Annotated in this window: 9 protein-coding genes; 7 read left to right on the plus strand and 2 right to left on the minus strand. The window is 62.5% G+C overall.

What is annotated here, in order from left to right:
* Positions 1 to 119: 119 nt before the first annotated feature.
* Both C8264_RS11425 and C8264_RS11430 read right to left on the minus strand, forming a co-directional pair.
* Positions 120 to 1,118 carry a cell wall hydrolase gene (locus C8264_RS11425; RefSeq protein ID WP_245893109.1) on the minus strand — a complete coding sequence of 333 codons (999 nt, stop codon included), beginning with the start codon at positions 1,116 to 1,118 and terminating at the stop codon, positions 120 to 122.
* A 275-nt stretch (positions 1,119 to 1,393) separates the two neighbouring features.
* A complete protein-coding gene (locus C8264_RS11430; RefSeq protein ID WP_108461104.1) occupies positions 1,394 to 2,077 on the minus strand; it encodes an HAD family hydrolase in 684 nt (227 codons plus the stop codon).
* Between the two features lie 101 nt (positions 2,078 to 2,178).
* Between C8264_RS11430 and C8264_RS11435 the strand changes: the two genes are divergently transcribed.
* The 7 genes from C8264_RS11435 to C8264_RS11465 all read left to right on the plus strand — a co-directional run bounded on the left by C8264_RS11435 (position 2,179) and on the right by C8264_RS11465 (position 13,131).
* Positions 2,179 to 3,588: a protein adenylyltransferase SelO gene (locus tag C8264_RS11435; protein WP_108461105.1), complete on the plus strand. Its 1,410-nt coding sequence runs from the start codon at positions 2,179 to 2,181 to the stop codon at positions 3,586 to 3,588.
* Between the two features lie 9 nt (positions 3,589 to 3,597).
* A complete protein-coding gene (locus C8264_RS11440) occupies positions 3,598 to 4,152 on the plus strand; it encodes a gamma carbonic anhydrase family protein (protein WP_108461106.1) in 555 nt (184 codons plus the stop codon).
* Positions 4,153 to 4,243: 91 nt separating this feature from the next.
* Positions 4,244 to 5,776 carry an acyl-CoA carboxylase subunit beta gene (locus C8264_RS11445; RefSeq protein ID WP_108461107.1) on the plus strand — a complete coding sequence of 511 codons (1,533 nt, stop codon included), beginning with the start codon at positions 4,244 to 4,246 and terminating at the stop codon, positions 5,774 to 5,776.
* Positions 5,777 to 5,786: 10 nt separating this feature from the next.
* Positions 5,787 to 7,802, plus strand: coding sequence for an acetyl-CoA carboxylase biotin carboxylase subunit (locus C8264_RS11450; protein ID WP_108461108.1), 2,016 nt, complete (start codon positions 5,787 to 5,789; stop codon positions 7,800 to 7,802).
* Positions 7,802 to 9,922 carry a methylmalonyl-CoA mutase gene (scpA, locus tag C8264_RS11455; RefSeq protein WP_108461109.1) on the plus strand — a complete coding sequence of 707 codons (2,121 nt, stop codon included), beginning with the start codon at positions 7,802 to 7,804 and terminating at the stop codon, positions 9,920 to 9,922. The genes C8264_RS11450 and scpA overlap by 1 nt, the downstream gene beginning before the upstream one ends.
* On the plus strand, positions 9,919 to 10,323 hold the full coding sequence (gene mce, locus C8264_RS11460) for a methylmalonyl-CoA epimerase (RefSeq protein WP_108461110.1): 405 nt from the start codon (positions 9,919 to 9,921) through the stop codon (positions 10,321 to 10,323). The genes scpA and mce overlap by 4 nt, the downstream gene beginning before the upstream one ends.
* Positions 10,324 to 10,500: 177 nt before the next feature.
* Entirely contained in the window at positions 10,501 to 13,131 is a 2,631-nt protein-coding gene (locus C8264_RS11465; protein ID WP_245893094.1) for a bifunctional diguanylate cyclase/phosphodiesterase, read from the plus strand.
* The last annotated feature ends 304 nt before the right edge of the window (positions 13,132 to 13,435 follow it).

The following is a 13,435-nucleotide window of genomic DNA, read 5'->3' on the forward strand; positions in this document are numbered from 1 at the left end:
GGCACCGGGACGAACCTCGCCCCATGTCGCAGTCTTCTGCGACAAACACCGATCCATCAACCGCAGGGCATCACGCCCGGGCGGCGCTTCGGCACGTCAGGATATCGAGGGGGACCGCCTTAGTTGGGCGAGTAGAAAATATGCGAGCCGATCTGGGCGACGGCGTTGTAGGTGCTGGACCACGAGGGGCGCACCGCAGTGGTGTGGTAATACAGCGTCGAGCCCGGTACGGCGCCGACATTCTCGCCCAGCGCGAATTCGGCATATACGCCCTCAGCCAGCGCAGCAGACCGGCTCCAGGCGCGGCGCTCCTTGGGAGCATCGCTGCGGCCGTCGCAGGCAAAGGTGAACTGGCAGCGATAGCGGCCTTTTTCGGCATTCTGGTAGATCACGCCGCAAAGGGTCGACGGGAACTTGCCGGAGCGGGCGCGATTGACGATCACATTGGCGACGGCCAGCTGACCGGCGGCACTCTCGCCACGGGCTTCGTGATAGATCGCCTGCGTCAGGCAATCGCGCTCGGCATTGGCGCGCTCGATGCGCTTCTCGATGGGCTCATATCCGGTCTCGATATAGGCAGCGAGAGAGGATGGGTTGAGAGCTGGCTGCGGCGTTTCGGCAGGGCTGGTGAAACTGGCAATGGCCGAAACGGCGCTGTTGCTGCCCAGCGAGCCGCGGGCAATGTAGCCCATCAGCACTTCGCTGTTGAGCTCCTGCGGCTCGCCATAGGCCAGAACGTTGACGGCGCGAAGTTCCTTCTGGCGCTCAAGGTAGTTGCTGAGCAAGGCCGGGGTCAGCGGCTGATGGCCGGGCTGAATGGGAACGATGGTCGGCCCAATGGCCGGCTGCGCGCGAACACTGGCGATGTCTTCAGGCATGGGAAGGGGCGCAACGGCTGCAACGTGCAGGGTCTGCGCATGGACGGGGACGAGAGTGATAAACAAAACCAGCGCTACCGCGCCAAGGGCAATCGCGTGAGAAACCGCACGCACAACAATAGATTGCCAGCTTTGCGTCAATGCCCCGTCCTTGCCCCTGAGCTCGTCCGGTCGTATCCGGCGAGCCTTCAATCTGCGGAAACTGTCGTGGTGGACTGCCCCGAAGAGGTTGGCCGGCACACTAGCCAAGGCCCATCCGTAGGGGAAGCCGAAATTTACAACTGCTTAACCATACCCATTAGCATCTTAAATTACGGTTAATCGAGCTTGGGGCAGATGAAAACCCTGAAAACAGAATGGCTTGAGTGCTGGTGAACCCCCACTTACGCGGATCGGTAAAAGTTTACGCATTACCCACATGTCCCCAGCTTTTTCCCGGCCGTTGTTGCAGGAGGGAAACAGAAAGCCCCGGCGGTGAGGCCAGGGCTTGCATGCAGGACAGGATTTTAGGGCCGTCAGTCCTTCGGGAAAGCGGCCAGCCGAACGTGGTCGAGGCTCTCCAGCACGGCAATGCCGAGCGCCCGGATTTCATCGCTTGGGTGCACCAGATCGGGCACCATCACGGTCTGCATGCCGGCCGCGTGGGCTGCGCTCACCCCGGCATGGCTGTCTTCCACCGCAAGGCAATGCAGCGGATCGATGCCCAGCCGCTTGGCGGCAGTCAGATAAGGCTCCGGGTGCGGCTTGGGGTGGAGCACGTCATCGCGGGTCACCACCGTCTCGAACAAATCGAGCAATCCGGCAGCGCCCAGATGGGTATGGGCATGAGGCTGGCGCGACGATGTGGCAACGGCCGTCGGGATACCGCGCTCGCGCAGTTCCCCAATCAGCTCGCGTGCACCGGCTTTCACCGGCACGCCGCCATGGCTGCGCTCCCGCATGATGACGCGGCAGCGTTCGTCGAACAGCGTATAGGGGAAAGCCACGCCATAGGCTTCCACCAGCAATTGATTGGTCCGCTCATGGCTGCCGCCGACCATGGACATGTGCACGGCATCGGTCATCTCGAAGCCAAGTTCGGTGCACACTTCAAAAACAATGGTGCGGAACACGCTTTCGGTGTCCAGCAGCGTTCCGTCCATGTCGAAGATCACGGCCTGGAACGGCTGGAGGCGCAATATGTCGGTCTGGGATTTCATCCTGTTCGATATAGGTCGATTTGCTTCAACCCGCTAGGCAGGGTTGCGATAGGCTGGGTTGCACTGGCGAACTGGACGCGATGTGCTAGCGTTAGCAAGCCATGTCCCGCTTCAAACCATCCCGCAATCACGAGCTGCTGGGCGACGCCTTCTTCGATCGCGTCGAGCCGGCCGATTTCCCCAAAACCATCTTGCGCCACCGCGACCAGCGCTGGGCCAGTCGTGTCGGGCTGGACGATCTCAGCGACGAGCAATGGCTGGCCCATTTCGGCCGCTTCGAGCCGCTCGATGGATCTTTTCCCCGCCCGCTGGCGCTGCGCTATCATGGCCATCAGTTCCGCAGCTACAATCCGGAGCTGGGTGATGGGCGGGGTTTTCTCTTTGCGCAAGGCTATGATCTGGAGGATGGCCGGCTTCTCGATTTCGGCACCAAGGGCAGCGGCAAGACGCCGTGGTCACGCGGCGGCGACGGGCGCCTGACGCTCAAGGGCGGCGTACGCGAAGTGCTGGCCACCGAAATGCTGGAAGCCCTGGGTGTTTACACCTCCAAGAGCTTTTCACTGGTTGAAACGGGCGAGCAGCTTTATCGCGGCGACGAGCCCTCCCCCACCCGCTCTTCGGTTCTGGTCCGTCTCAGCCACGGTCATATCCGCATCGGCACCTTCCAGCGGCTGGCTTATCTTGAGGACACCGAGAACCTTGCGCGATTGCTCGACTATGCCATTGCCACCTACTACCCCGAACTCGCAGACGCAGCAGATAAACCCGTCGCGTTCCTTGAAGCTGTCGCCCGTAACGTGGCGCGGCTCGGCGCCCAATGGACAGCCGCCGGATTTGTCCACGGCGTGCTCAACACCGACAACATCAACATCACCGGCGAGAGCTTCGACTACGGACCGTGGCGGTTCCTGCCCACCTACGATCCGGCCTTTACCGCCGCCTATTTCGACGAGAGCGGGCTGTATAGCTTCGGCCGCCAGCCGGACACGCTGGCGTGGAACATCACCCGCCTGGCGGAGTGCCTCCTGCCGCTCTCCAGCATCGAAAAGCTCGAACCGGCGCTCAACACGATCTGGCCGGAATTTCGCACCGCACTACCCCGCCAATTGCTGCGCCGCCTGGGGCTGGTGCCACAGGACACCGAACGCGACGGCGCCTTCGTCATAGACCTGTTCGGATTCCTGTCCAAGAGCCATGCGCCCTATGAGCAGTTCTTCTTCGATTGGCGCGGCGGCGCCCTCAGCGCTGACCGGGCGGCGCGCGGCCCGTCAGCCGCCCATTATGCCAGCGAAGCCTTCCGGCCTGTTGCGGACGGGTTCGAGCGATATGCCGCTGCCCCCGACCTCAATCTGGGACATCCCTACTTCGCCCGAGCGACCCCGCGCACCATGCTGATCGAGGAAGTCGAAGCCATCTGGGCGCCCGTCGCCGAAAGCGATGACTGGAGCCTCTTCCATCAAACACTTGGCGAAATCGCTCAAATGCGCGAAGCCTATGGCATCGTTGTTTGAGGATATACCATGCCCCTTTACACACTGGACGGCATTGCGCCCGAGATCGATCCCGACACCGCCTGGATTGCCCCCACTGCCGTACTGGTGGGCAAGGTGATCGTTCGCGCCGATGCCGGCATCTGGTTCGGCGTGGTGGCGCGGGGTGATAATGAACCGATCATCATCGGGGAGCGCAGCAATGTGCAGGAAAATGTCGTGCTGCACACGGACATGGGCTATCCGCTCACCATCGGCGCGGGCTGCACCATCGGCCACAAGGCCATGCTGCATGGCTGCACCATTGGCGACAATACCCTGATCGGCATGGGCGCTACCGTGCTCAATGGCGCCAGGATCGGGCGCAATTGCCTGATCGGTGCCGGCGCTCTCGTCACCGAGGGCAAGGAGATCCCCGACGGCTCGCTGGTGGTCGGCGCCCCGGGCAAGGTGATCCGCGAACTCGACGCCGAAACGATCAGGCGGCTCACCGCGTCCGCTGACGGCTATGTGCGCAACGCCCGCCGCTTCGCCGCAGGTCTGAGCCAGATCGGCACGACCACGGCTGACTTTACCCCTGCGTGATCCGATAAACGCGTTTGCATTTTTGCGCGGCGCCCGCCAAGTTCGCGTCTGACTGTCCGACCGAAAACAAGAGGCAGCGGAGGCCTGGCTTATGCAGAAAATCATCGCCGAACTCGAAGACAAGCGCGCCCAGGCGCGGCTCGGCGGTGGCCAGAAACGCATCGACACCCAGCACGGCAAGGGCAAGCTGACCGCCCGCGAGCGGCTCGACGTGCTGCTCGATCCAGGCTCGTTCGAAGAATACGACATGTTCGTCACCCATCGGGCGACGGATTTCGGCATGGCGGAAACGATCATCCCCGGCGATGGCGTGGTTACCGGCTGGGGCACCATCGACGGGCGGCTCACCTACGTGTTCAGCCAGGATTTCACCGTCTTCGGCGGCTCGCTCAGCGAAACCCACGCCAAGAAAATCTGCAAGATCATGGACCTCGCGATGCAGAATGGCGCGCCGGTGATCGGGCTCAATGATTCAGGCGGCGCCCGCATCCAGGAGGGCGTGGCCTCCCTTGGCGGCTATGCCGATGTGTTCTGGCGCAATGTGCAGGCCTCGGGCGCCGTGCCGCAGATTTCGGTTATCATGGGCCCCTGCGCCGGTGGCGCGGTCTATTCCCCCGCGATGACCGACTTCATCTACATGGTGAAAGACACCAGCTACATGTTCGTGACGGGCCCCGAAGTGGTCAAGACCGTCACCAATGAAAGCGTGACCCAGGAAGAGCTAGGCGGCGCCTCGACCCACACCAGGATTTCCTCGGTTGCCGATGCGGCATTCGAAAACGACATCGAGACCCTGCTCGAAGTGCGGCGCCTGTTCAGCTATCTGCCGCTCGCCGCCGGGCAGAAGCCGCCGGGCCTGCCCAGCATCGATCCGATCGATCGGGCGGACATGAGCCTTGATACAATTATCCCCGACAGTGCCAACAAGCCTTATGATATGCGCGAGGTGATCGATAAAATCGCCGACGAGGGCGAGTTTCTGGAACTGCAAAAGGATCATGCCGGCAATATCCTCTGCGGCTTCGTCCGGCTCGATGGCGAAACCGTTGGCGTTGTCGCCAACCAGCCTTTGGTGCTCGCGGGGTGCCTCGACATCAACGCCTCCAAGAAAGCTGCCCGCTTCATCCGCTTTTGCGACAGTTTTGAAATCCCCATCCTGACCTTTGTCGATGTGCCCGGTTTCCTGCCCGGCGTGGCCCAGGAATATGGCGGCATCATCAAGCATGGCGCCAAGCTGCTGTTCGCCTATGCCCAAGCCACTGTGCCGCTGGTCACCGTCATCACCCGCAAGGCCTATGGCGGCGCCTATGACGTGATGGCGTCCAAGCATATCAAGGCCGACGTCAACTATGCCTGGCCCTCCGCCGAGATCGCCGTGATGGGCGCAAAGGGCGCCACCGAAATCCTCTATCGCTCCGAACTCGGCGATAAAGACAAGATCGCCCAGCGCACCGCCGACTACGAAGCCCGCTTTGCCAACCCCTTCGTCGCCGCCGAACGCGGCTTCATCGACGACGTCATCATGCCCCACGGCACACGGCGGCGCGTGATCCGGGCCTTCTCGACGCTGAAGCACAAGCAGTCGAGCGGCCCCAAGAAGAAACACGACAACATTCCGCTGTGAGGAGCACCTGATGTTCACCAAACTCCTCATCGCCAACCGCGGTGAAATTGCCTGCCGGGTCATCAAGACGGCCAAGCGGATGGGCATCGCCACCGTGGCTGTGTATTCCGATGCCGACCGGGAAGCCCTCCATGTCCGCATGGCGGATGAAGCGGTTCATATCGGCCCTTCGCCGGCGAAGGACTCGTACCTGCAGATCGACAAGATCATCGCGGCTTGTAAAGAGACCGGCGCCCAAGCGGTGCATCCCGGCTATGGCTTCCTGTCGGAAAACCCCAGATTCGCGGAGGCACTGGCAGCCGCAGGGATCATCTTCGTCGGCCCGCCGGTCAAAGCTATCGAGGCGATGGGCGACAAGATCACCTCCAAGAAGCTGGCGGCGGAGGCGGGCGTCTCGACCGTTCCCGGCCATATGGGCCTGATCGCGGACGCAGCCGAAGCCGTCACCATTGCAGGCCAGATCGGCTATCCAGTGATGATCAAGGCCTCGGCCGGCGGTGGCGGCAAGGGCATGCGCATTGCCCACAACGATGAGGAAGCGCGCGAAGGTTTCGAGCGCTCAAAATCCGAAGCCGCCTCGTCCTTTGGCGATGATCGCATCTTCATCGAGAAATTCGTCACTGAGCCGCGCCATATCGAGATTCAGCTGATCGGCGATCAACACGGCAACGTCCTCTATCTCAACGAGCGCGAATGCTCGATCCAGCGGCGCAACCAGAAGGTGATCGAGGAAGCGCCCTCACCGTTCCTCGACGAAGCCACGCGCAAGGCCATGGGTGAGCAATCCGTCGCTCTCGCCAAGGCAGTTGGCTATACCAGCGCCGGTACGGTCGAATTCATCGTCGACGAAAATCGCAACTTTTACTTCCTCGAAATGAACACGCGCCTGCAGGTGGAACATCCGGTGACGGAGCTCATCACGGGCCTGGACTTGGTGGAATTGATGCTGCGTGTCGCCAATGGCGAAAAGCTGCCCCTGAGCCAGGACGAGGTACAACTCAATGGCTGGGCCATCGAATCCCGGCTCTATGCCGAGGACCCCTACCGCAATTTCCTGCCCTCCACCGGCCGGCTCACCCGCTACCGCCCGCCCAATGAGGAAAGCGCCGCCGATTTCGCCGTCCGCAACGACACCGGCGTCTTCGAAGGCGGCGAAATCTCGACCTTCTACGATCCGATGATCGCCAAGCTCTGCACCTGGGCACCTACGCGGCTCGAAGCCATCGACGCCATGGCCGTGGCGCTGGGAAGTTTCGAAGTGGAAGGCGTCGGCAACAATCTGCCGTTCCTCTCGACCGTCATGGACCAGGACCGCTTCCGCGACGGGCGCCTGACCACCGGCTATATCGCCGAAGAATTCCCCGAAGGCTTTCACGGCCCCGCCCTGCCGCGTGGCCGCGTGTTCGAGGTCGCCGCTGCGGCCGCCATGATGCAATTGCTGTTGGAGGAACGCAAAGGCCGCGCCACCCGCACGCAACTGGGCCACGGCACCGAGATTTATGGCGAATGGACCGTCGTGATCGAAGGTGAGCAGGTGCCGCTCAAGCTCCACCGGCTCGATCCCGAGGGGACATGGGAGCTCAACCTATTCGATCAAGCCGCCGCCGTCGAAAGCTTCGACTGGACGCCGGGGCAGACCATCGCCCGCATCGAATGGGCCGGCGGTGCGTCAAGCGTCATCAAGGTCAATCGCACCACCTCGGGCTTCCGCATGCGCTATTGCGGTGCCGACCTGACCGTCCTGGTGCTGCGCCCCCAGGTCGCCGCACTGCTGCCGCTGATGCCAGTCAAAGTACCGCCCGACATGTCGCGGTTCCTGCTCTGCCCCATGCCGGGCCAGGTGGTGCGCATCGATGTGGCCGTGGGGGATATCGTCGAGGATGGGCAGACCCTCGCGATCGTCGAGGCGATGAAGATGGAGAACGTGCTCAAGGCCGAAAAACGCGCCCGCGTCAGCAAGGTGCATGCCGCACCCGGCGCGGTGCTGGCGGTCGATGCGGTGATCCTCGAATTTGAGGCGGTGTGATGGACAACAATCCGAACTTCGCCCATTGGGCCGCCCTTGCCCAAAAAGAACTCCGCGCTACGCCCCTCGACTCCCTCAACCGGGACTATGGCGGCATACCCGTGCAGCCCGTCTATCTCGGCGAAGACGGCGAAATCCCCGGCGTCGAACCCTTCACCCGCGGCATTCGCGCGACAATGTACGCCAACCGGCCCTGGACCATCCGGCAATATGCCGGCTTCTCCACCGCGCGGGAGTCCAACGCCTTCTATCGCCAGGCGCTGGAAAAGGGTCAAAAAGGTCTCTCCGTCGCCTTCGACCTGGCCACCCACCGCGGCTATGACAGCGATCATCCCCGCGTCGTCGGCGACGTCGGCAAGGCCGGTGTTGCGATCGATAGCGTCGAAGACATGAAGACGCTGTTCGACGGCATTCCGCTCGACCAGATGAGCGTATCGATGACCATGAACGGCGCTGCCATCCCCGTGCTGGCCATGTTCATCGTCGCCGCCGAGGAGCAGGGCGTGCCGCAAGCCAAGCTCGAAGGGACCATCCAGAACGACATCCTCAAGGAGTTCATGGTCCGCAACACCTATATCTACCCGCCCGAACCCTCCATGCGCATCGTGGGTGACATCATCGCCCACACCGCCCGGCACATGCCCAAGTTCAACTCGATCTCCATTTCGGGCTACCACATGCACGAGGCCGGTGCGACGGCGGTGCAGGAGCTGGCGTATACCCTTGCCGACGGCATGGAATATGTCCGCGCCGCCCAGGCACGTGGGCTCGACATCGACGCCTTCGCCGGCCGCCTGAGCTTCTTTTTCGGCATCGGCATGAACTTCTTCCTCGAAGTCTCCAAGCTCCGCGCCGCCCGCCAGCTCTGGAGCGAGATCATGACGGGCTTGGGCGCCAAAGACCCGCGCTCCAAGATGTTGCGTACGCATTGCCAGACCTCGGGCGTGTCGCTGACCGAGCAGGACCCGCACAACAATATCGTGCGCACCACCATCGAGGCCTTGGCGGCAACCCTGGGCGGCACGCAATCGCTCCACACCAATTCGTTCGATGAAGCCATCGCACTGCCCACCGAATTCTCCAGCCGCATCGCCCGCAACACCCAGTTGATCCTGCAACACGAATCCCGGATCACCGACGTGGTCGACCCGCTCGGCGGCTCTTATTATGTCGAGGCCCTGACCGCCGAACTGGTCAAGGGCGCCAAAATCCTCATCGGCGAAGCCGAGGCAATCGGCGGCATGACCCGCGCCGTGCAGTCGGGCCAGCCTAAGCTGGAGATCGAGAAGGCCGCCGCCCTCAGGCAGGCCCGCGTCGATCGCGGCGAGGACGTCATCGTCGGCGTCAATCGCTATCGGCTGGACACCGAAGACAAGATCGAGGTGCGAACCATCGACAACGCCAAGGTGCGCTCCGAACAGATCGCCCAGCTTGAGCGAATCCGCGCCACCCGTGACGAAGCCAAAACGCAATCCATGCTGGCCGCCCTGCGCGAATATGCTGCCATGGACGAAGGCAATCTGCTCGAAGCGGCCATCGAAGCCGCCCGCGCCCGCGCCACGCTGGGCGAAATCTCCGCTGCCATGGAAGACGTGTTCGGCCGCCATTCGGCCGTCACCCGCGTCATCTCGGGCGTCTATGCCGGCGGCTATGGCGACGATCCCGAGTTCGCCGCCATCAGCGGCCGCATCGACGCCTTCAAGGCTGCTCGCGGCCGCGCCCCCTCCATCTTCATCGCCAAGATGGGGCAGGATGGCCACGACCGCGGCGCCAAGATCATCGCCTCGGCCTTCGCGGATCTGGGCTTTGTCGTCCACATGGGCGATCTGTTCGAAACCGCGCCGGAAGTGGCCAATCACGCTGCCGAGCTTCACGTCGACGCCGTCGGCGTTTCCTCGCTTGCCGCCGGCCACAAGACGCTGGTGCCCGAGTTGATCGAGGCACTCAGGGCGCGCGAACTTGGCGACGTCACCGTCATCGTGGGCGGCGTCATCCCCGAGCCGGATTATCAGTTCCTCTACGATGCCGGCGTTGCTGCCATCTTCGGCCCCGGCACCAATGTGCTCAGTGCCGCCTTTTCGGTGTTGAGCCAGATCGAGGGAAGGCTCTCCAACCGATGATCGGCAGGCTCAACCACATCGCCATTGCCGTGCCGGACCTCACCGCGGCAGCCGCAAAATACCGCGACCTGCTTGGCGCCCATGTTGGCCAGCCGCAAGCCCTGCCCGAGCATGGCGTCACCGTCGTCTTCATCGACACCGGCAACACCAAGGTCGAACTGCTGGAGCCGCTGGGCGAGCAGTCGCCCATCGCAGCGTTTCTCGCGAAGAACCCCGGGGGCGGCATGCACCATGTCTGCTTCGAGGTTCCCGACATTGCCGCGGCGGCCCAAACGCTTGCAGCGGGCGGAGCTCGTGTCCTGGGCGATGGCGCCTCAAAAATCGGCGCGCATGGCAAACCAGTGCTGTTTATCCACCCCAAGGATTTCGATGGCACACTGATCGAACTGGAGCAGGTCTGACACCTGCCTTGCAATTGCCTGAACTCCGCTACCAATTGCTAACCACGCCACCAAGGAGACGAACGAGTTTAAGCCAAACATAAACCGGCCAGGGGTTAGAAAAGATCGTGGTGGCCTCAAACAGCCCAGAATGATGGACCCGTGAGCTCGGAACCGACCAAATTGCCGGAAAACCGCTTGGCGTGGCTGAAGCCAATTTTGCTGCCGGCTTTTGTTGCGCTGGCGGTTCTGGTGGCAGGCGGCATCTTCATCGACCGGCAAAGCACCTATCTTGCAGAAGAGCGGATGCGCGCCGAAGTGCTGGGGCAGGCCTCGCTGATCCGCGCCAAGCTGGAAGGCAATATCAACGGCAATATCCAGCTGGTGCGCGGACTGGTCTCCACTATCTCCACCGAGCCCAACATGAATCCGGCACGTTTTTCATCCCTGGTGAAAAGCCTTTTTGCCGAGAAGAGCCAGTTGCGCTCGGTCGCCGCCGCGCCCAATCTCGTTATTTCCATGACCTACCCCCTGGAGGGTAACGAGAAGGCCATCGGCCTTGATTATCGTCACAACGCAGCGCAGCGTGACAGTGTCCTGCGTGCCAGGGATTCCGGCAAGCTGGTGCTGGCGGGACCTGTCGATCTGGTACAAGGCGGCCAAGGCTTCGTCGGCCGGTTCCCGGTTTATATCGACGGGACCTCCGGCCGACAGTTCTGGGGCGTGATTTCCGCCGTGGTGGATGCCGATCGGCTCTATGCCGACAGTGGCCTTCTGAACCGATCGCTGGACATCGAGGTGTCAATCACCGGACGCGACGCCACCGGATGGTCGGGAACGCGGTTCTTCGGCCCCGATTTGTCCGGCCAAAACCCCGTCACGGCCGGGGTCATGCTGCCCGCCGGCTCGTGGGAGATTGCGGCTATCCCGAAAGGGGGCTGGGCAACGGCGCATCAGGACGCCTGGTTGTTGCGTCTGGGACTCGTGATTGCCGGTGCGCTGATCCTGCTGCCGATCATCATCACCGGCCGTCTGATGGGCGAACGCCAGCTGCATTTCCGCGAGCTCAAGGCGCGCGAGGAGGCCCTTGAGCGCCTTTCCCGACGGCTGGGGTTGGCGCTCGATACTTCACAGGTGGGCGTCTGGGAGATGGATATCGTAACCCAGGACCTGATCTGGGACGATCGCATGAACGAACTGAACGGCTATCCTGCCGACAATGGCAAGAGGGACTATTCACACTGGCGGAAAGGCCTGCATCCAGACGATCTTGCCCAGGCAGAGGCCGACTTCAACGAAGGCATCAGCAGCGGCACTTATCGCTCCGAATTCCGCACGTTGCGGCCCGACGGGCTGGTGCGCCACATACGTTCCCTGGGGGCCGTGTACCGTGACCCGGACAGCAATCCCAAAATCCTTGGCGTCAACTGGGATGTCACCGCCGACGTAATGCTCAACGAGGATTTGCGGCTGGCCAAGCAACTGACCGATGCCCACAACCGCGAGCTCGATGCAGCTCGCGTGCGGATCGAGTACAATGCCCTGCACGATAGCCTCACCGGGTTGCCCAACCGGCGTTACCTGGACGAGCGCCTCAAGACCCTGGAAGTCGGAGGCTTCGATGGCAGCGGCAGCATCGCCATGCTGCACATCGATCTCGACCGCTTCAAGCAGATCAACGACACGATGGGCCATGCCGCGGGCGATGCCATGCTGGTTCATGCCAGCTCGGTGCTGTTGTCCAATTGCGGGCTCACCGATTTCGTGGCCCGCGTCGGGGGGGACGAATTCGTCGTCCTGACCAGTGCGAGGGATGGCGATATCTATCTGGGCACGCTGGCGGAACAGATCGTCTCGCAGATGCGCCAGCCGGTTACCTATCAGGGGCACGAGTGCCGCTTTGGCGTCAGCATCGGCATTGCCGTCGAGCGCGGCGACGTCATCGACTGCAAGCGCCTGCTGATCAATGCCGATATCGCGCTCTATCGCGCCAAGGGCCGGGGGCGCAACCGGTTCGAGTTTTTCTCCGAAGCCCTGCAGGCCGAGGTCGTCAATACCAAGCGGGTGGCCGACGAAATCCTGGGCGGGCTGGAACGCAACGAGTTCATCGCCTTCTACCAGCCGCAGTTCGATGCGCGCACCCATGACTTGGTGGGGGTGGAAGCGCTGGCGCGCTGGGATCATCCGACACTGGGCATTCGCCCGCCAGATAGCTTCCTGCCGGTGGCCGAGGACCTCAACGTGGTTTCCACGATCGACCGGCTGATCCTCGAACAGGCGCTGTCCGATCTCGACCGCTGGGAGGCTGCCGGCTTTCGCGTGCCCCGCGCATCGGTCAATGTGTCGCTAAGGCGCCTGCATGACGAAGACCTGATCACCGGGCTGCGCCAGCTCGACATCGCGCCAGGCCGCATCTCGTTCGAACTGGTGGAGTCCATCTACCTCGATGAGAGCGACGCCATCGTCGGCTGGAACATCGACCAGATCAAGGATCTGGGCATCGATGTCGAAATCGACGACTTCGGCACCGGATATGCTTCTATCGTATCGCTGCAGAAACTGCGGCCCAAGCGCCTCAAGATCGACCGCCAGCTCGTCGATCCGATCCTGGTCGACCGGGCACAGCGTCAGCTGCTCGTCTCGATCATCGACATCGGCAAATCCATGGGCATCGAAGTGGTCGCCGAGGGCGTCGAGACCATGGAACACGCCCGTATCCTGGCCGAACTGGGCTGCGACATCCTGCAAGGCTACGCCTTCGCCAAGCCCATGTCCGCAGCAGATCTCGAAAACCTGCTGCGCACGGAGGCATGGCGACAGGCGGGCTAGCTAAGAGACGCTAAATGCCACATGGTGGGCTCGTCGAAACACGAGGCCGAGCGAGTGGAGGCCGGGTGGCGCTCCGAAACCCGAATCAGCGAGCCGTGATTGCCCGTCACCCACCACGTCATTCCCGCGAACGCGGGAAGGTGGACTCACGTTTGAAGTGCAACACGGTTAGAGAAGCTGGAGAAGACCTCATTTGGGGTTTGGAAGTCGAGACATTTTCGCGGGGTGTTGTTGTAGAGGGCGACAATGGTTTGCAGGTGCTCGTCGGTGATGGTTGCCAGGTCGGATTTTCGCGGCAGCCTGC

Source organism: Devosia naphthalenivorans (genome assembly GCF_003056355.1).
Classification (GTDB): Bacteria; Pseudomonadota; Alphaproteobacteria; order Rhizobiales; family Devosiaceae; genus Devosia; species Devosia naphthalenivorans.